Annotated in this window: 17 protein-coding genes and 1 riboswitch; of the genes, 11 read left to right on the top strand and 6 right to left on the bottom strand. The window is 69.8% G+C overall.

Annotated features, from left to right (window positions below; genetic code table 11):
- Positions 1-190 precede the first annotated feature (190 nt).
- The 4 genes from thrC to QFZ27_RS13060 all read left to right on the top strand — a co-directional run bounded on the left by thrC (position 191) and on the right by QFZ27_RS13060 (position 4,008).
- Positions 191-1,597: a threonine synthase gene (gene thrC, locus QFZ27_RS13075; RefSeq protein ID WP_429226832.1), complete on the top strand. Its 1,407-nt coding sequence runs from the start codon at positions 191-193 to the stop codon at positions 1,595-1,597.
- Positions 1,597-2,853 (top strand): M16 family metallopeptidase, encoded by a 1,257-nt coding sequence (locus tag QFZ27_RS13070; protein WP_429226831.1) that lies wholly within the window; start codon positions 1,597-1,599, stop codon positions 2,851-2,853. Before thrC ends, QFZ27_RS13070 begins: the two co-directional genes overlap by 1 nt.
- A gap of 5 nt (positions 2,854-2,858) precedes the next feature.
- Positions 2,859-3,470, top strand: coding sequence for a GNAT family N-acetyltransferase (locus QFZ27_RS13065; protein WP_429226830.1), 612 nt, complete (start codon positions 2,859-2,861; stop codon positions 3,468-3,470).
- 67 nt (positions 3,471-3,537) lie between these two features.
- A complete protein-coding gene (locus tag QFZ27_RS13060; protein ID WP_429226829.1) occupies positions 3,538-4,008 on the top strand; it encodes a MarR family winged helix-turn-helix transcriptional regulator in 471 nt (156 codons plus the stop codon).
- Here QFZ27_RS13060 and QFZ27_RS13055 read toward each other — a convergent pair.
- The 4 genes from QFZ27_RS13055 to QFZ27_RS13040 form a co-directional block, all read right to left on the bottom strand.
- Positions 4,005-5,276, bottom strand: coding sequence for a polysaccharide biosynthesis protein (locus QFZ27_RS13055; protein WP_429226828.1), 1,272 nt, complete (start codon positions 5,274-5,276; stop codon positions 4,005-4,007). The genes QFZ27_RS13060 and QFZ27_RS13055 overlap by 4 nt on opposite strands.
- 54 nt (positions 5,277-5,330) lie before the next feature.
- Complete coding sequence (locus QFZ27_RS13050; RefSeq protein WP_429226827.1) at positions 5,331-6,227, bottom strand: phytanoyl-CoA dioxygenase family protein; 897 nt, start codon at positions 6,225-6,227, stop codon at positions 5,331-5,333.
- A gap of 160 nt (positions 6,228-6,387) precedes the next feature.
- Positions 6,388-8,193 carry a phosphomethylpyrimidine synthase ThiC gene (gene thiC / locus QFZ27_RS13045; protein WP_429226826.1) on the bottom strand — a complete coding sequence of 602 codons (1,806 nt, stop codon included), beginning with the start codon at positions 8,191-8,193 and terminating at the stop codon, positions 6,388-6,390.
- 68 nt (positions 8,194-8,261) lie between these two features.
- Positions 8,262-8,377, bottom strand: a riboswitch (TPP riboswitch).
- A 74-nt stretch (positions 8,378-8,451) separates the two neighbouring features.
- Positions 8,452-8,673 (bottom strand): hypothetical protein, encoded by a 222-nt coding sequence (locus QFZ27_RS13040; RefSeq protein WP_429226825.1) that lies wholly within the window; start codon positions 8,671-8,673, stop codon positions 8,452-8,454.
- A gap of 23 nt (positions 8,674-8,696) precedes the next feature.
- Here QFZ27_RS13040 and QFZ27_RS13035 point away from each other — a divergent pair, with 23 nt between their 5' ends.
- The 3 genes from QFZ27_RS13035 to QFZ27_RS13025 all read left to right on the top strand — a co-directional run bounded on the left by QFZ27_RS13035 (position 8,697) and on the right by QFZ27_RS13025 (position 10,505).
- Positions 8,697-9,035: a hypothetical protein gene (locus tag QFZ27_RS13035; RefSeq protein WP_429226824.1), complete on the top strand. Its 339-nt coding sequence runs from the start codon at positions 8,697-8,699 to the stop codon at positions 9,033-9,035.
- Between the two features lie 138 nt (positions 9,036-9,173).
- Complete coding sequence (locus QFZ27_RS13030; protein WP_429226823.1) at positions 9,174-9,683, top strand: CHAP domain-containing protein; 510 nt, start codon at positions 9,174-9,176, stop codon at positions 9,681-9,683.
- A gap of 93 nt (positions 9,684-9,776) precedes the next feature.
- Positions 9,777-10,505, top strand: coding sequence for a class I SAM-dependent DNA methyltransferase (locus QFZ27_RS13025; protein ID WP_429226822.1), 729 nt, complete (start codon positions 9,777-9,779; stop codon positions 10,503-10,505).
- A gap of 51 nt (positions 10,506-10,556) precedes the next feature.
- On the opposite strand, the gene QFZ27_RS13020 is transcribed toward QFZ27_RS13025, so the two are convergent.
- Positions 10,557-10,688 (bottom strand): hypothetical protein, encoded by a 132-nt coding sequence (locus QFZ27_RS13020; protein WP_429226821.1) that lies wholly within the window; start codon positions 10,686-10,688, stop codon positions 10,557-10,559.
- Between QFZ27_RS13020 and QFZ27_RS13015 the strand changes: the two genes are divergently transcribed.
- The 4 genes from QFZ27_RS13015 to QFZ27_RS13000 all read left to right on the top strand — a co-directional run bounded on the left by QFZ27_RS13015 (position 10,674) and on the right by QFZ27_RS13000 (position 15,874).
- The gene (locus QFZ27_RS13015) at positions 10,674-11,498 is read left to right on the top strand and encodes a 23S rRNA (adenine(2030)-N(6))-methyltransferase RlmJ (protein WP_429226820.1); all 825 of its coding nucleotides are present in this window, start codon (positions 10,674-10,676) and stop codon (positions 11,496-11,498) included. The two genes, QFZ27_RS13020 and QFZ27_RS13015, sit on opposite strands and share 15 nt — an antisense overlap.
- 70 nt (positions 11,499-11,568) lie before the next feature.
- Positions 11,569-12,369, top strand: a complete 801-nt coding sequence (locus QFZ27_RS13010; protein WP_429226819.1) for a hypothetical protein — start codon at positions 11,569-11,571, stop codon at positions 12,367-12,369.
- A 118-nt stretch (positions 12,370-12,487) separates the two neighbouring features.
- The gene (locus tag QFZ27_RS13005; RefSeq protein WP_429226818.1) at positions 12,488-13,936 is read left to right on the top strand and encodes a sugar porter family MFS transporter; all 1,449 of its coding nucleotides are present in this window, start codon (positions 12,488-12,490) and stop codon (positions 13,934-13,936) included.
- 93 nt (positions 13,937-14,029) lie between these two features.
- Entirely contained in the window at positions 14,030-15,874 is a 1,845-nt protein-coding gene (locus QFZ27_RS13000; protein ID WP_429226817.1) for an AI-2E family transporter, read from the top strand.
- A gap of 3 nt (positions 15,875-15,877) precedes the next feature.
- Here QFZ27_RS13000 and typA read toward each other — a convergent pair whose 3' ends face one another.
- Entirely contained in the window at positions 15,878-17,698 is a 1,821-nt protein-coding gene (gene typA / locus QFZ27_RS12995) for a translational GTPase TypA (protein ID WP_429226816.1), read from the bottom strand.
- Positions 17,699-17,922 lie beyond the last annotated feature (224 nt).

Here is a 17,922-nt window from a genome sequence, read left to right as displayed (position 1 = left end):
CCGCCCCACCATCCCCGATTTCCCCGCCCGTCCCGCTCGCCCCGGCAACCCCCCGGCAACCCCCCAGCAACTGCCGTGCCAACGGCGCCGGTCTGCGATGCGGCAGCGGCGTCCATGGCGGCGGCGGCCGGCTTGCACCGGTTCGGCCTTGGCCCTAGGGTACGCCGCTTCTGTCCTGGAGAATGCCGCGGTGCGCTATATCAGCACCCGGGGTCACGCCCCCGCGCTTGCTTTCGACGATGTGCTTCTGGCCGGCCTGGCCCGCGACGGCGGGCTGTATCTGCCCGAAACCTGGCCGACCCGTTCGGCCGAGGAGTGGCGGCGCCTGCGCGGCCTGCCCTATGCCGAGCTGGCGACCGAGGTGATGCTGCCCTTCGTCGAGGGGTCGCTGACCCGGACGGAGCTGGCGGCACTGGCGGCCGAGACCTATGCCGGCTTCGGCCATCCCGCCGTGGCGCCGCTGGTCCAGATCGACCAGGACCTGTGGCTGATGGAGCTGTTCCACGGCCCGACCATCGCCTTCAAGGATTATGCCCTGCAGTTGCTGGGCCGCCTGTTCGACCATGTGCTGACCAAGCGCGGCGAGCGGGTGATGATCGTCGGCGCCACCTCGGGCGATACCGGCTCGGCCGCGATCGAGGCCTGCCGCGACCGCGCCGCCATCGACATCGTCATCCTGCACCCGGAGGGCCGCACCTCCGAGGTGCAGCGCCGGCAGATGACGACGGTGCTGTCATCCAACGTCCGCAACGTGGCGCTGAAGGGCAGCTTCGACGACTGCCAGGACATGGTGAAGGCGATGTTCGCCGACGCCCCGTTCCGCGACGAGGTCCATCTCTCGGCGGTGAACTCGATCAACTGGGCCCGGATCATGGCCCAGATCGTCTACTACGCCGCGGCCGCACTGGCCCTGGGCGCGCCCGACCGGCCGGTGGCCTTCGCCGTGCCGACCGGCAATTTCGGCAATGTCTTCGCCGCCTATGCCGCCCGCAAGATGGGCCTGCCGATCGCCAGGCTGGTGGTCGGGTCGAACCGCAACGACATCCTCGACCGCTTCTTCAAGTCGGGCGAGATGAAGATGGACGGGGTGGTGCCGACGCTGAGCCCGTCGATGGACATCCAGATCTCCTCCAATTTCGAGCGGCTGCTGTTCGAGCTGTGCGATCGCGACGCCGACCGACTGAGCGCGCTGATGGCGGAGTTCCGCGGCACCGGCCGGTTCAGCGTGACCCCGGCGATGCACGAGGCCGCGACCGAGCTGTTCGCCAGCCACCGCCTGGACGACGACGGCACACTGAAGGTGATCGCCGAGACCCGCGCCGCGACCGGCCAGACCATCGACCCGCACACCGCCTGCGGCCTGGCCGCCGCCCGCGCCCATCCGGCCGGCCCCGGCATCCCGATGGTGGTGGCCGCCACCGCCCACCCCGCCAAGTTCCCGGATGCGGTCGAGCGCGCCACCGGCTGGCGGCCGCCGCTGCCGCCGCACCTGGCCGACCTGTTCGAACGAGAGGAGCGGCTGACCCTGCTGCCCAACAATCTTGCCGCCATCGAAGCCTTCGTCCGCGAGTCCCGCACCAATGGAGGGCCGGCCTGATGCCGCCCCGTGAGAGCACCCTGTCGAACGGGCTGCGCGTCGTCACCGACCCGATCTCCACCGTCGAAAGCGCCTGCGTCGGGCTATGGGTCGGCGCCGGCACCCGGCACGAGACCGCCGAGGTCAACGGCGTCGCCCATCTGCTGGAGCACATGGCGTTCAAGGGCACGCGCCGGCGCAACGCCCAGGACATCGCCCAGGAAATCGAGGCGGTGGGCGGCCATCTGAACGCCTATACCAGCCGCGAGAACACCGCCTACTACGCCCGCATACTGAAACAGGACGCGCCGCTGGCACTCGATATCCTCGCCGACATCCTGCAGAACTCGGTGTTCGACGAGACCGAGCTGGGGCGCGAGCGCGCCGTGGTGCTGCAGGAGATCGGTCAGGCGATCGACACGCCGGACGACATCATCTTCGACCAGTTCCAGGAAGCCGCCTTCCCGGACCAGCCGATCGGCTGGCCGGTGCTGGGCACGGCCGACATCGTCGGGTCGCTGCCGCGCGAGGCGATCGCCGGCTATATCGGCCGCAACTACGGCGCCGACACCATGGTGCTGGTCGCCTCCGGCAACGTCGACCACGACCGGCTCGCCGAGCAGGCCGAGCGGCTGCTGACCGGCCTGCCGGCCAAGGCCCAGGCGCGCACCGCCCCTGCCGCCTATCAGGGCGGCGAGCACCGCGAGGAGCGCGACCTCGAGCAGTTGCACCTGGTGCTGGGCTTCCCCGGCCTGTCCTACACTGACCCGGACTTCTACGCCGCCTCGGTGCTGTCGACCCTGCTGGGCGGCGGGATGTCCTCGCGGCTGTTCCAGGAGATCCGCGAGAAGCGCGGCCTAGTCTATTCGATCTACTCCTTCACCAGCGCCTACCAGGATGGCGGGCTGTTCGGCATCTATGCCGGCACCGGCGAGACCGAGGTGGAGGAGCTGCTGCCGGTGCTGTGCGGCGAGATCGGCCGGGTGGTCGGCGACGCGGCGGAGGACGAGGTCGCCCGCGCCCGCGCCCAGATCAAGGCCGGGCTACTGATGAGCCTGGAATCGACCATGGCGCGGGCCGAGCAGTTGGGCCAGCAGATGCTGATCTTCGGCCGCCCGGTGCCGCCGGAGGAGGTGGTGGCGAAGATCGACGCGATCGACGCCGCCGCGGTGCGCCGGGTCGCCGAGCGCGTGTTCCGCACCGCCCCCACCCTGGCGGCGCTGGGGCCGGTCGGCCGGCTCGAGAGCTACGACGCGATCCGCGCCCGGATCGGCTGACGGCGTTGAGCGGGGCGGCGGTGATCGGCTTCTTCCGAACGGGGCTCGGCACCCTTCCGCCGGTCAGGATCGAGGGCCGGCGGACCTATCTGAGGCCGCCGCGGCTGCGCGACTGGCGCCAATGGGTGGCGCTGCGCGGCGACAGCCGCAGCTTCCTGACGCCGTGGGAGCCGACCTGGCCGGAGGACGCGCTGAGCCGCGCCGCCTATCTGCGCCGGCTGCGCCGCCAGATCTACGAATGGCGGCAGGACGAGGGCTACGGCTTCCTGATCTTCGAGCGCGACAGCAAGCAGCTGGTCGGCGGCATCGGCTTCTCCAACGTCCGCCGCGGCGTCGCCCAGTCCGCGTCGATCGGCTACTGGATCGGCGAGCGATTCGCCCGGCGGGGGCTGATGACCGACGCGACCGCGGCGGCGGTGGCCTTCGGCTTCAACCAGCTCGGCCTGCACCGAATCGAAGCGGCCTGCCTGCCGCACAACGAGGCCAGCCAGAAGCTGCTGCTGCGCCTCGGCTTCACCCATGAAGGCCATGCTCGCGCCTATCTGAAGATCGATGGAGATTGGCGGGATCACTTGCTGTTCGGGCTGGTCGACACCGAGTTCCATCCGGGGGCGTGACCATCCGGCTTGATGCCGTTCCTCTGCGCGCCTAGGGTCAGGGCAAAATCATGGCGGAACGCGGCACGTGGCTTTGGACTGGGACACCCTCTCGCGCACCCTGCGCCCCGAGAACAGCCCTGGCTTCCTGCTGTGGCAGGTCGCCAACCAGTGGCAGCGGCTGCAGCGCTCGACCCTGGAACCGCTCGGCCTGACCCATGTGCAGTTCGTGCTGCTGGCCGGGCTGGCCTGGCTGAGCCGCAAGGAGAGCGACGTCACCCAGGCCCGGCTGGCCGCCTTCTGCAAGACCGATGCGATGATGACCAGCCAGGTGGTGCGGTCGCTGGAGGCCGGTGGCTTCGTCGCCCGGGCGCCGCACCCGACCGACAGCCGGGCGCGGCAGCTGCGGGTCACCGCCAAGGGGGCTGAGGTGCTGAACGCCGCCATGCCGCGGGTGCGCGAGGCCGACGCCCAGTTCTTCGGCACGCTGCAGGAGAGCCAGGACTTCGTCGACCAGCTGCGCCGCCTGTGGGCCAGCGGCTCCAAGCGCGAGCCCTAAGCCAGGAACCAGGCCGGGATCAGGAACACCAGCGGCACGAACAGCGCGACCCGCATCCGCGGCAGCGCCACGCCGTTGCGCTTGAGCAGCGTCAGCTGGATGTGCAGCGCGATGAACAGGGTCGCGGCGAAGACCAGCGCCGCCGCCGACAGGGTCAGCAGGCCCAGCGCCTGCAGCAGCGCCAGGGCCGCGATCATCACCCCGGCGCAGCCGAGCAGCCAGATCGTCGCCTGCTTCGAGATCAGGGCGCGGTTGATCCGCAGCTCGACATGGGCCAGCGACACCCACCAGATCGTCTGCATGCAGACGATGGGCAGCAGCCGGGACATCTCCGGCAGATGCGCCCGCCAGCCCGGCAGCAGGTCGGCGGCGAACAGCTCGAAGCCGGCCAGGATCACCGCGGCGCCGGTCATGGTCAGCGCCAGCAGCACCAGGTAGAAGCGGTCGAACCACTCGACCGAGGCCTCATACAGCGTCTTGAAATAGGCGGTCACGATCAGCTGGTGCACCAGGAAGATCGCCGCCGAGATGCGGACGCAGACCGCATAGACCGACACCGCCTCGACCGACAGGAAGAAGCCGACCAGCACCCGCGAGCTGTTGGCGATGGCGAAATAGACCAGCGAGTTCACCATCATGAAGAAGCCCATCCGCCGGGCGTCGGCATAGGCGGCGAAGAAACCCGGCCGGATGGTGCGCGCCAGGCCGATGGCGGCGAACAGGGTGAAGCCGAGCGCCGCGGCGCCACAGCCGAGGATCACAGGCGCCAGCGGCACTCGCCACAGAGCCAGGAAGACCAGCGCGCCGACGATCAGGAAGACGTAGAGCGCCAGGTTGTCGGCCACCAGGATGCCGAAGCGGCGCCCCATGGCGCGATAGTAGACGCTGGCGGCGACCTGCGCCCCGGCACCGGCGATGGCGACGCCGGCGAAGACCGGCAGCAGCGCGCCCGCGGCGGTCCAGGCGATGGCGGCGCCGCCCAGGCCGATCAGGCCGATCGTGGCGACGACGAAGAACAGCAGGTCGAGGACCCGGTCGTCCTTGCGGATCAGGACCAGCTGCGGGACCGCCCCAGGGATGCCGAGGCTGAGGATCTGCGCCCCGATCACGCCGATGCTGAGCCCCAGCTCGGCCGTGCCGTAATCCTGGATGCTCATCACCTGCGACAGCAGCAACGGCCCGAGGAAAGCGGAGCCCTTGCCGAGCGCGAAGGCGAGCAGGAACACCGCCGCCTGGCCGCCGACCGCCCGGACCCGGGCGAGGGTCATCGCCAACGCCATGGCCGGGGGCGGCTCATGGCGACCCTGGGATCGTCATCCGGGTCAGGCCCGCAGGTAGACGCGGTTGACGTGCGGGTCGAGCGTCAGGCCCGGGGCCACCCGGCCGGCATCGACGATCGGCCGCAGCGGGCCGTACAGGATCGGGCCCTGGCAGTAGACCACCTGGAAGATCAGCCGCGCGGAGGTCCGCGCCGGCTGGCCGCGATGGAAGCCGAAGGTGTTCTCCAAAAAGCTGGTCCCGGCAGGCCCCTCGAACCGGACGAAGCGCTCGCGGCCGAAGGCGCCCTCGACCTCGGCGTCGGAATAGCGCCGGATCGGCATCAGCCGGTCCTCGCGGTGCGAACCGCGGACATAGATGTGCGGTCCGGCCCCGGCATCGACATCGGTGAGATAGATGAACAGCTTGATGAAGCGCCAGTCGTCATAGTCGCGATGGAACAGCTCGGCGTGCTGCCCCTCCTCGTCCCCGGCGATCGACCACCAGGCGGCCATGTAGCTGATCGTCGGCTTGCAGCCGAGGGCGGCCTGCACCGCCTCCAGCACCGCCGGGTCGTTGGCGATCGCCAGGGCGTGCGGCGCGTTCACCACCACCTCCGGCCGGAAATGCGCCACATGGGTGCCCTTCGGCGCCTGCTCCGGCGCCTGGAAGGTGCCGTGCTCGGGCTTGTAGGGGTTGAAGGAATGATGCCCGGCGAAGTGGCGCCGCATGTCGGCGATCCGGTCGGGCGTCATCAGCCAGGGCGTCATGGCGAAGCCCTCGGCAGTCAGGGCCTTGGCGGCACCCTGGGCCTCCGGCGTGCCGGAGACCGGGCCGCGCCCAACCCGGCTGGCGATCCGGTCGGCCACCCAGTCCCGCCAGGCGACGCGCCGAAACCGGCGCTGCAGCAGGAACCGGGTCATCAGCCCGGCCTTGGCCGCGTGTTCGGAAAGGGCTGCCATCGAAATCTCCTCGCGCCGAGCGCCGTCGACGACAACCCGGGGCAGGACGCCCGCCCCGGGCCGCCAGCGGTCAAATTCCGCTCCGAGTCCTATACCGGTCGTCTCCGTGCGCACCAAGAATCATTTTCATCTCGGTGCGCACGGACCGGCCGGTCCGCAGTCACTCCGCCGCGCGATAGATCTGGCTGCCGCCGTCGCGGAACCGCGCCGACATCTCCTCCATCCCCGCCTCGGCCGAGGCCCGGATCTCCTGCGTGATCTTCATCGAGCAGAATTTCGGGCCGCACATCGAGCAGAAATGCGCCGTCTTGGCACCTTCCGCCGGCAGGGTCTGGTCGTGATAGGCCAGCGCCGTGTCGGGGTCGAGCGACAGGTGGAACTGGTCGCGCCAGCGGAACTCGAAGCGGGCGCGGGACAGCGCGTCGTCGCGCATCTGCGCCGCCGGGTGCCCCTTGGCCAGGTCGGCGGCATGGGCCGCGATCTTGTAGGTGACGACGCCGGTCTTGACGTCGTCGCGGTCCGGCAAGCCGAGATGCTCCTTCGGCGTGACATAGCAGAGCATGGCGGTGCCGAACCAGCCGATCATCGCCGCACCGATGCCCGAGGTGATGTGGTCGTAGCCCGGCGCAATGTCGGTGGTGAGGGGCCCGAGCGTGTAGAACGGCGCCTCGCCGCAGACCGCCAGTTGCTTGTCCATATTGGCCTTGATCTTGTGCATCGGCACGTGGCCGGGGCCTTCGATCATGACCTGGACGTCGTGCTCCCAGGCGATCTTGGTCAACTCGCCCAGCGTCTCCAGCTCGGCGAACTGGGCCGCGTCGTTGGCGTCGGCGATCGAGCCGGGACGCAGCCCGTCGCCCAGCGAGAAGGCCACGTCATAGGCCCGCATGATCGCGCAGATCTCGCGGAAATGGGTGTAGAGGAAGCTCTCGCGGTGATGCGCCAGGCACCACTTCGCCATGATCGAGCCGCCGCGGCTGACGATGCCGGTGACCCGCTTCGCCGTGAGATGGATGTAGGGCAGCCGCACCCCGGCATGGATGGTGAAGTAATCGACCCCCTGCTCCGCCTGCTCGATCAGCGTGTCGCGGAAGATCTCCCAGGTCAGGTCCTCGGCCACGCCATTGACCTTCTCCAGCGCCTGGTAGATCGGCACGGTGCCGATCGGCACCGGCGAATTGCGCAGGATCCATTCCCGGGTGGTGTGGATGTTGCGGCCGGTCGACAGGTCCATCACCGTGTCGCCGCCCCAGCGGATCGCCCACACCATCTTCTCCACCTCCTCCGCAATCGAGGAGGTGACGGCCGAGTTGCCGATATTGGCGTTGATCTTGACCAGGAAGTTGCGGCCGATCGCCATCGGCTCGGATTCCGGGTGGTTGATGTTGGACGGGATGATCGCCCGGCCCCGCGCCACCTCGTCGCGCACGAATTCCGGGGTCACATAGTCCGGGATCGCGGCGCCGAAGCTTTCGCCGTCGCGCGCCGCCTCCTCACGCGCCCGTTCGCGGCCGAGATTCTCGCGGATCGCGACATACTCCATCTCGGGCGTGACGATGCCGGCGCGGGCATAGGCCATCTGGGTCACCGCGGTGCCGCCGCGGGCCCTCAAGGGCCGGCGGTCGCCGCGCGGGAACTCGAACAGGTTGGCCGCCTCGCCGGGGCGGCGCCCGTCATCCTCCGGCCGGACGGTGCGCCCGTCATAGGCCTCGACGTCGCCACGGGCGGCGATCCAGCCGGCCCGGATCGGCGGCAGGCCGGCGCCGATGTCGATCAGCGCCGCCGGGTCGGTGTAGGGGCCGGAGGCGTCATAGACCCGGAGCGGCGGCTCGCCGGATTCGGGCGACAGCACGATCTCGCGCATGGCGACGCGCAGCTCGGGGTTGCGCTCGCCCGGCACATGGACCTTGCGCGACGCCGGCAGCGGGCCGGTGGTGACGGTTGTGGGGATGACGTCCTTGGGCATCCACGGCCTCCTCGATCGGACGGATTGAGGGCGTGCCAAAGACGGAAAGCTGGAAAGAGAGCGGCTGAGCGCGCATGTGGTTCCATTCCCTACGCCGGCACGACCCGGATCAGGTTCGAAGGGTTCCCACGTCGCGAATGGTGTGGTGTCTCAGCTCCTTACCGGAGCTCCCCTCGGAACGCCCCGATCAGAGCGCGCCCGGGGACGGCCTGTCAAGCGGCGGAGTGTGCCGGGCGGTCCGTTGGCCGCGTCCGGCCCTCATGCCATGATCCGACGCGGGGCAATGTCGGGGGAATCCGCGATGGGGATGTCTGTGAAGGGCGGCGTGGCAGGTGCGTTCCTGGCCGCGCTGGTGTCGTCGTCCGCCTGGGCCGAGCCATATCCGAGCCCGGAGGTCGGTTGCCCACCGCAGGACGACGGCGCCAGGGTGCAGCGGTTCGACTCTTTGGCGGCCATGCCCGAGCCGATCTGGCGCAGCATCGCCGGCGTCCTCCGATCCGGAGGTGCCCGCGGACAGCCTGCCCGCGGCCCTGCCTAGCATCGTCGCCCCGCGGGATGCCGAATGGCAGAACTCGGACGTCATCCGGGACGAAGATACGTTGGCGTGGCGCCGCTTCATCCGCGGCTTCTCGGTAGAGACCCGGTCCCACCCGAGTCAGCCTCTGCGAAGGGTCTGGTACGTCTGGCTCGAACATGGCGGCATGGCCCACACGGTTTCCGTCGCGATCTTCAAGGAAAATCGGGAAATCAAACTGGTCGCTCTATTTCGTGGGCATGAAGACAGTCTATGCCCTATCCAAGCTGCATTCCAAAATCTTCCGTTTGAAGTCTACAAGCTCTGACGCTCCGAGCTGGCCGCAACGGCCCGGCATCGGCGACGGCGGGCAAGCCGCTCCGCCTCGATCTTGACCAGAATCCTAAAAATATCTACATTTCAACATATTGGAGTTGATTTCTGATTCTTCGGTTGAGGGCGACAGATGCTGCGACACGCCTGGGTGCTGTCGGTCTTGCTGGCCCTGGCCGCCTGTGGCGGCGGCGGGCGCGACATCGTCCGCAACCCGACCGGCGCCGGCGTCGCCCGCTACGTCACTGCCAATGCGCCGGAGGAGTGCGTGCCCTATGCCCGCGCCGTCTCCGGCATCCAGATCAAGGGCGACGCCTGGACCTGGTGGGACCAAGCCGACGGCGTCTACGGCAAGGGCGGTGCGCCGCGCTCCGGCGCCGTGTTGGTTCTGGGCCGGTCGGACCGGCTGAGCTCCGGCCATATCTCGGTGGTGGTGTCGGTGCGCAACTCGCGTGAGATCACCGTGTCGCACACCAACTGGGGCAGCGACGGGGCGACCCGGCGGCGGATCTACCGCGAGCAGTCGGTGATCGACGTCTCCAACGACAACGACTGGACCGCGGTGCGGTTCTGGAACCCCGATACCGGCGCCTATGGCGGCGTCTACGAAGCGGACGGCTTCGTCTATCCCACCAGCGCCTAGATCCCCGGGGCGCCTCTCGACGCCCGAGAGCGCTTCGGCTATAAGCCCGCGCGCGACTGTGGCACGGCTGCGGCGCTTCGGACGTTCCATCCCATGACCCTTCCCCTTCCCATCCCGGACCCGCGGGCGCGCCGGCGTCTGGAGATCGGCCTCGCCCTGCTCGCCGACGGCCAGCCGGAAGACGCCGCGGACGCCATCCGCGCCGCGATCGAGATCGCCCCCGGCGACGTCGAGATCCGCTACGCCCTGGGCCAGGCGCTGGAGGCGGCCGGCGGCGACGCCGCCGCGGCCTATCGCGCCACGCTGGAGCTGGATCCGGAGGACCGGATGGGCGCCGCGGTCCGGTTGGCGCTGATCGGCGCCGCCCCGGCGCCGGCACAGCTGCCCGAGGCGCATGTCCGTACCCTGTTCGACCAGTACGCGCCACGGTTCGAGACGTCGCTGGTCGACGCGCTGCACTATCGCGGCCCGGCGCTGCTGCGCCGCGCCGTCGACCGGATTGTCCCCGAGGGCGACTTCGACATCCTCGATCTCGGCTGCGGCACCGGGCTGGCCGGCGCCGCCTTCGCCGACCGCCGCCGCCGGCTGGACGGGATCGACCTGTCGCCCGGCATGATCCTGCAGGCGATGGCGCGACGGCTGTACGACCGGCTGGAGCCAGGCGAGATCGTCGCGGCCCTGGCGGAGTGGCCGGAGCGCTACGACCTGATCCTGGCCGCGGATGTCGCGGTCTATATCGGCGATCTCGCGCCGCTGTTCGCCGGCGTCCGGGCCGTGCTGCGGCCGGGCGGGTGGTTCGCCTTGACCGCGGAATCCCAATGACGGCGAAAGCTGGCGCCTGGGCGACCGCCACCGCTACCTGCATTCGCCCGGCTATCTGGCGGCGGTCGCCGCGGCCACCGGCTTCGCCGTGACCGAGGTCGAGGCGGCCTGGGCCCGCACCGAGAACGGGACGCCGCTGCCCGGCTGGGTGGCGGTGCTACGGGCGGCATGAACTATCGCCACGCCTTCCATGCCGGCAACCAGGCCGACGTCCTCAAGCATGTGGTGCTGGTGGCGCTGGTCGAGGCGCTGCGCGGCAAGGACAAGCCGTTCTCCGCCCTCGACCTGCATGCCGGGGTCGGCCGCTACGCCCTGGCCGCCGAGGCCGCCAAGACCGGCGAATATGTCGACGGCATCGCCCGGATCGAACGGGAGACGGAAACTCCCGCCGCGGTGGCGCGCTATCTCGAACTGGTGCGCGGCTTCAACCCGTCCGGCAGGCTCGAGATCTATCCGGGATCGCCGCGGCTGATCCGGGCGCTGATGCGGCCGGAGGACCGGCTGACACTGGTCGAGCTGCATCCGGAAGACAACGCCAGGCTGCGCGCCGAATTCGGCGGCGACAGCCAGGTCGCGATCCACCACCGTGATTCCTGGGAGGCGCTGCGCGGCCTGCTGCCGCCGCAGCCGCGCCGCGGCCTGCTGCTGCTCGACCCGTCCTTCGAGCAGCCGGACGAACTGGCGCGGCTGGCCCGCGGCCTCGCCACCGCGCACCGGCGCTGGCCCGAGGGTGTGATCGCCGCCTGGTATCCGATCAAGGACCGGCCGCCGGTCGACGCCATGCTGGCGGCGCTGCCGCCCCTGCCCCGCGCCTGGGCGGCCGAGCTGACCGTGTTCGACACGCTGTTCCCGGCCCGCCTCAACGGCTCCGGCCTCGTCCTGGTCAACCTGCCCTGGGGCGTCGAGGAGGCGCTGCGCGCGGCCCTGGCCTGGCTGCAGCCGAAGCTGGCCCGTCAGGGCGGCGCCTGGCGGCTGGAACCGCTGCCGGGCTGAGTGGAATCCTACTCGCCGCCGGGGCGCCGCCGCGTTAGGCTTCCTCTATTGCGAGGGGGGAGATTTCACGATGCGATTGTTCGGGCTGGCCGTCCTTCTGGCGGCTCTTTCGGCCTGCGCCGCCCAGGCGCCGCGGCAGATCGTGCCGACGTCACCGGCCACCGCGGTGGCCCATGCCGCCGTGCCTTTCCAGGCCGTGGCCCCGGCCGGCTATTGCCTGTCGGACGAATCCGACACTTTGGGCGCCCAGGCAATGCGCGCCGTCAGCAAGAACCTGGAGCCCGATGACACGCTGCTGGGCGTGTTCCGGCCCTGTGACGAACCATCGTCGCCGTCCGCCAGCGTTGTGGTCGACCGGCTCGCGCTCGTCGCCTCCGCCCTGCAGCCGGCATCGGCCGAGGAGGCGGCGATCATGGACCGGCGGATGTTCCTGACGATGATGGCCAACCCCAAGGTGTCCGCGCTGATGAGCGAACGGGCCATGTACCGGACGCCGAATCCGTCATCGCGGGAGTTCCGCCTGGATTTAGGCGGGTTCCAGTATCTCGGCGCGGATGACTTCGGCGTCTACAACGGCTTCGCGCTCACGCCGGTCGAGCCCGCAGGCCCGCTTCGCCGCTCACAGGCGGTGCTCGGCATGAGCATGACCGGCGATCACTCCCTGACGGCGGTCGGCGTCAGCGTCGGCGTCGGGGCCGAGCCCCACGGCCGGAAGCTGCTGCAGCAGGCGATATCCGATCTCCTGCGCGGCACCATCGTCGCGGCCGAGCGGCCGGCACGGGCAAGGCCCGCCACTCCCGAGCGGCCTGCCCCGGGAATGCCGGCGCCGGCGTCTCCCACCGCACCCGCCGGGACGGGCCTGACCACCTGAGGGCCTCGGCCGCGGCCATGACCCATGCCGTTTCCGCCGTAGAGACACGATCCTTCGTCGATAGGAATCGCCGGTCGACAGGTTCACAGTCCTGGGGATCGCAATCCGGAGACGGACCATGTCGACAGCAGACCGTTCGCCTGAGCGAGGTGTCTCGGCCACTTCCGGCGACGGCGGCTCTGTCGTCGGCAAGACTTTCCTGGTCGCCCTGTCGGCCGCGATGGGCGGTTTCCTGTTCGGCTACGACACCTCGGTGATCAACGGCGCCGTCGGCGCCATCCGCGAATGGTCCGGCGCCGGCGACGTGCTGCTCGGCTTCTCGGTGGCCAGCGCCCTGCTCGGCTCCGCGGTCGGCGCCTGGTTCGCCGGGGGGCTGGCGGACAGATACGGCCGGATCGCGGTGATGCAGCTGGCCGCGGTCATCTTCCTGATCGGCTCCGTCGGTTCCGGGCTGGCCTGGGACATCTGGGCGCTGACGGCGCTGCGCTTCCTCGGCGGCGTGGCCGTGGGCGCCGCCAGCGTGATCGCCCCGGCCTATATCGCCGAGGTCTCGCCCGCCCATATCCGCGGGCGGCTCGGCTCGCTGCAGCAACTGGCCATCGTCGTCGGCATCTTCGTCGCCCTGTTGTGCGATTACGCGCTGGCCGCCGCGGCCGGCGGCGCCGGGAACACGCTGTGGCTCGGGCTCGAAGCCTGGCGCTGGATGTTCATCTCCATGGCGGTGCCGTCGGTGGTGTACGGGGTGCTGGCCGGCATCATCCCGGAATCGCCGCGCTTCCTGGTCAGCAAGAAGCGCATCGCCGAGGCGACCGAGGTGCTGCGGCGCTTCGTCGGCAACCGGCCGCCGCCGCGGGTGAAGATCGCCGAGATCGAGAACAGCATCGACCAGGAAAACCGGCAGTCGCTGCGCGATCTCGCCGGCCCCAGCTTCGGCCTGCTGCCGATCGTCTGGACCGGCATCCTGCTGTCGGTGTTCCAGCAGTTCGTCGGCATCAACGTGATCTTCTACTACTCCTCGGTGCTGTGGCAGGCGGTCGGCTTCACCGAGGCCGATTCCCTGATCATCACGGTCGCCACCTCGGTCACCAACATCCTGACCACGCTGGTGGCCATCGCCCTGATCGACCGCGTCGGCCGCAAGCCGCTGCTGCTCGTCGGTTCGGCCGGCATGACCCTGTCGCTGGGCACCATGGCCTATATCTTCGGTACGGCCCCGACCGAGATGGTCAACGGCGCCATGACGCCGGTGCTGGACGGGACGGCCGGCGTGGTCGCCGTTGCCGCCGCCAATCTCTACGTCGTGTTCTTCGGGGTCAGCTGGGGGCCGGTCGTCTGGGTGCTGCTGGGCGAGATGTTCAGCAACCGCATCCGGGCCTATGCGCTGGCCGTGGCCGCGGCGGCGCAGTGGGTCGCCAACTTCGTAGTCTCGGAGACCTTTCCGTCCCTCGCCTCCGCCGGCCTCGGCGTGGCCTATGGCATCTACGCGGTGATGGCGCTGTTGTCCTTCGTCTTCGTCAGCCGCGCGGTGCGCGAGACCCGCGGGCGGGAGCTGGAGGAGATGGAGTAGCCGGCCATCCGGATCGACCCGGAGCGATGCGGCGGGAACTGCGGGGGTTACCGCACCGTTCCATTCCCGCCCCAGGCTTCCGCCCGTGCCCAGATGCTGTCCGAACCCGGCCGATCCCACCGCAGCCTGACCCCGCTGACCGACAAGATCGGCGCCCTGTCCTCGACCAACGGGATCCTGGTGATCCTGGCGGCGACCGCGGCGCTGTATTTCGGCCGCGACGTGCTGATCCCGTTCTCGCTGGCGCTGCTGATCAGCTTCGCCATGGCCCCGGTGGTGCTGCAGCTGCGCAAGCTGGGGCTGCCGCGGACCCCGGCGGTGCTGATCGTCATCGTCGCCCTGTCGATCGGGGCGGTGGTCTTCATCGTGCTGGTGGCCAGCCAGGCGATCGACCTGGCCGGCAACCTGCCGCGATACCAGAGCAACCTCGAGACCAAGATCCAGTCGATCAAGGAGGTCGCGCCGGGCGGCGGGCTGATCGACCGGCTGACGGCCATGGTGGCCCGCCTGTCCGAGGAGGCGACCGAACGGGCGGTGGCGTCCGCCCCGATGGGCATGGAGGGCGCCCAGGGCAAGCCGGTGCCGGTGCAACTGGTGCCGCCGGCGCTGACGCCGCTGCAACTGGCCTGGGAGGTCGGCGCGCCGCTGATCGAGCCCTTCGCCATCATCGGCGTGGTCCTGGTCTTCTCGGTGTTCATGCTGCTGGAGCGGGAGGATCTGCGGAACCGGCTGATTTGGCTGCTGGGATCCAAGGACCTGACCCGCGCCACCGCGGCGATGGACGACGCGGCGCAGCGACTCAGCCGCTTCCTGCTGGCCCAGGCGTTGCTGAACTTCTGCTACGGCGCGGCCTTCGGCATCGGCCTCTGGGTCATCGGCGTGCCCAACCCCATACTGTGGGGCCTGCTGTCGGCGGTGCTGCGCTTCATTCCGCTGGTCGGGACGGTCGCCGCCGCGCTGCTGCCGACCATCCTGGCCTTCGCCGTCGATCCCGGCTGGCTGATGCCGCTGGAGACGATTGCGCTGTTCGTGGTGCTGGACCTGATCACCGTCAATGTCGGTGAGCCGCTGCTGTATGGCGGCAGCACCGGCCTGTCACCCTTCGCCGTGCTGTTCGCCACCATCTTCTGGCTGACCCTGTGGGGCATTCCCGGGCTGCTGCTGGCGGTGCCGCTGACGGTCTGCCTGGCCGTGCTGGGCCGGCACGTGCCGCAGTTCGGCTTCCTGGACGTGCTCCTGGGCAGCACGCCGGCGCTGACGCCCGAGGCGCATTTCTACCAGCGCATCCTGGCCGGCGATCCGCTGGAAGCGTCGGAGCTGGCCGAGCGCGGGCTGCAGGGCCAGTCCCGCCAGGCGCTGTTCGAGAGCATGATCCTGCCGGCCATCCACCTGGCCCAGGCCGACCGGCAGCGCGGCGCGCTGGACGGCCCGCAGCGCGGCGCGGTCTGGGGCGGCATCCTGGCGGCGGTCGCGGATCTCGACGAGGACGGGCACGACACGCCGCCCGCCGTGCTGTGCCTCGGCGCGCGGGACGAGCTGGACCAGGCCGCCGCGCTGATGACCGGTCAGCTGCTGGCCGAGAAGGGCATCGCCTGCCGCCATGGCGAGCGCGGCGGGGCGGTGCCCGAGGCGGTCGACGTGCCGGTGGTGATGGTGGCCCATTCCGGCACCGTGACCGAGCACCAGCTGGGCCGGCTGATCCGGCGGCTGCGCCGGCGCATCGGGCCGGACGCCATTCTGGTGGTCGGCCTGCTGGGGCCGCGGGAGCTTGCCGGGGAGATGCCGGAGGGGCTGGAGGCGCACACGGTCGTGGTCCGCGGCTTCAGCGCCATCGCCACGGCGGTGATGCAATGGACCCCGAAGCCGGCCGGAAACGGCGGCGGCGGGACGACGGAGAGCGAGGCGATGCCGGAGCCGTCCGGCATCGCCGCGGCCTGAGTCTCAGGCCTCTTTCTTCTGGCGCTCGATCTTCTTGCGCTCGTTCGGGTCCAGCACGGTCTTGCGCAGACGGACCGTCTTCGGCGTGACCTCGACCAGCTCGTCGTCGTTGATGTAGGTCAGCGCCCGCTCCAGCGTCATCTGGATCGGCGGGGTCAGGCGCACCGCCTCGTCCTTGCTGGTGGTGCGGATGTTGGTCAGCTGCTTGCCCTTCAGCACGTTGACCTCGAGGTCGTTGCCGCGGGTGTGCTCGCCGATGATCATGCCCTGGTAGACCTTCGCCTGCGGCTCGATCAGCATCGGGCCGCGGTCCTCCAGGTTCCACAGCGCGTAGGCCACGGCCTCGCCCTGGGCGTTCGAGATCAGCACGCCGGTGTGACGCGAGGCGATGGCGCCCTTGTGCGGGGCGTAGTCGTGGAAGATCCGGTTCATCACGCCGGTGCCGCGGGTGTCGGTCAGGAACTCGCCCTGGTAGCCGATCAGGCCGCGAGTCGGCACCAGCATGACCAGGCGCTGCTTGCCGCCGCCGGAGGGCCGCATCTCCAGGAGCTCGCCCTTCCGCTCGGACAGCTTCTGCACGACGATGCCGGAATGCTCCTCGTCGACGTCGATCGTCACTTCCTCGATCGGCTCCAGCACCTGGCCGGACTCGTCGTCCTTGTAGACGACGCGCGGCCGGCTGATCGACAGCTCGAAGCCCTCGCGCCGCATGGTCTCGATCAGGATGCCGAGCTGCAATTCACCGCGGCCGGCGACCTCGAAGGCATCCTTCTCGGCGGTCTCGGTGATCTTCAGCGCGACATTGCCCTCGGCCTCGCGCAGCAGCCGGGCGCGGATGACGCGGCTGGTGACCTTGTCGCCCTCGGTGCCGGCCAGCGGGCTGTCGTTGACCGAGAAGGTCATGGCGATGGTCGGCGGGTCGATCGGCTGGGCCGCGAAGGCCTCGGTCACGTTCAGGTCGCAGATGGTGTCGGCGACGGTCGCGGTTTCCAGCCCGGCGATGGCGACGATGTCGCCGGCCTCGCCGATCTCGATCGGCTGGCGCTCGATGCCGCGGAAAGCCAGCACCCGGCTGATGCGCCCGGTCTCGATGGTCTCGCCGGTGCGCGACAGCGCCTTGACCGTCATGTTCGGCCGGACCGTGCCGGAGCGGATGCGGCCGGTCAGCACCCGGCCGAGATAGGGGTTGGCCTCGACCGTGGTGGCCAGCATGCGGAACGACTGGTCTTCCTCGATCTTCGGCGCCGGCACGTGGCGCAGCACCAGGTCGAACAGCGGCGCCATGTCGGTCCGCTCCGCCTCCAGGCTCTCCGCCGCCCAGCCCTGCTTGGCCGAGGAGAACAGGGTCGGAAAGTCGAGCTGGTCGTCATTGGCGTCGAGCGCCGCGAACAGGTCGAACACCTCGTCGTGCACCTCGTGCGGGCGGGCGTCCGGCCGGTCGCATTTGTTGATCAGCACGATCGGCCGCAGCCCCAGCTTCAGCGCCTTGCCGGTGACGAACTTGGTCTGCGGCAACGGCCCCTCGGCCGCGTCCACCAGCACCACCACGCCGTCGACCATGTTGAGGATGCGCTCGACCTCGCCGCCGAAATCGGCGTGGCCCGGCGTGTCGACGATGTTGATGCGGACGTCCTTCCACACCAGCGACGTGCATTTCGCCAGGATGGTGATGCCGCGCTCGCGCTCGAGGTCGTTCGAGTCCATGATCCGCTCGGCCACAACCTGGTTGTCGCGGAAGGCCCCCGACTGGCGCAGCAGCACGTCGATGAGCGTGGTCTTGCCATGATCGACATGGGCGATGATGGCGATGTTCCGGATATCCATGGTCCGTCCAAGGGGCGGGAGGGCGGGAAGCGATGCGGGCAAAACAAAGGACGGCGGACGGGTCGTCTTACCAACGCCCCAGCCGCCGTTGCAGTGCAATATAGTCGGATCGGCGCCAAACGCAAGTCGAGGCGCCAAATCGTTGAAAAGTCGAGGTAGAATTTAGGACGACCAAGGCAACGAAAGTTGCATGGTATGTGTTCCCATCATGGCACAACCGAAGC

The organism is Inquilinus ginsengisoli (assembly GCF_050434925.1).
In the GTDB taxonomy this organism is placed as follows: Bacteria; Pseudomonadota; Alphaproteobacteria; order DSM-16000; family Inquilinaceae; genus Inquilinus; species Inquilinus ginsengisoli_B.
The sequence above is the reverse complement of the archived record's forward strand: the minus strand, read 5'-3'. Positions and strand labels throughout refer to the sequence as shown.

Coding starts and splice junctions, on each gene's coding strand:
- QFZ27_RS13005 (WP_429226818.1), top strand. CDS start 12,488: ATGTCGACAGCAGACCGTTCGCCTGAGCGAGGTGTCTCGGCCACTTCC.
- QFZ27_RS13070 (WP_429226831.1), top strand. CDS start 1,597: ATGCCGCCCCGTGAGAGCACCCTGTCGAACGGGCTGCGCGTCGTCACC.
- QFZ27_RS13030 (WP_429226823.1), top strand. CDS start 9,174: ATGCTGCGACACGCCTGGGTGCTGTCGGTCTTGCTGGCCCTGGCCGCC.
- QFZ27_RS13000 (WP_429226817.1), top strand. CDS start 14,030: ATGCTGTCCGAACCCGGCCGATCCCACCGCAGCCTGACCCCGCTGACC.
- thiC (WP_429226826.1), bottom strand. CDS start 8,193: ATGCCCAAGGACGTCATCCCCACAACCGTCACCACCGGCCCGCTGCCG.
- QFZ27_RS13050 (WP_429226827.1), bottom strand. CDS start 6,227: ATGGCAGCCCTTTCCGAACACGCGGCCAAGGCCGGGCTGATGACCCGG.
- QFZ27_RS13055 (WP_429226828.1), bottom strand. CDS start 5,276: ATGACCCTCGCCCGGGTCCGGGCGGTCGGCGGCCAGGCGGCGGTGTTC.
- QFZ27_RS13040 (WP_429226825.1), bottom strand. CDS start 8,673: ATGCTGCGCCAGATCGGCTCGGGCATGGCCGCCAAAGAGTCGAACCGC.
- QFZ27_RS13025 (WP_429226822.1), top strand. CDS start 9,777: ATGACCCTTCCCCTTCCCATCCCGGACCCGCGGGCGCGCCGGCGTCTG.
- typA (WP_429226816.1), bottom strand. CDS start 17,698: ATGGATATCCGGAACATCGCCATCATCGCCCATGTCGATCATGGCAAG.
- QFZ27_RS13010 (WP_429226819.1), top strand. CDS start 11,569: ATGCGATTGTTCGGGCTGGCCGTCCTTCTGGCGGCTCTTTCGGCCTGC.
- QFZ27_RS13015 (WP_429226820.1), top strand. CDS start 10,674: ATGAACTATCGCCACGCCTTCCATGCCGGCAACCAGGCCGACGTCCTC.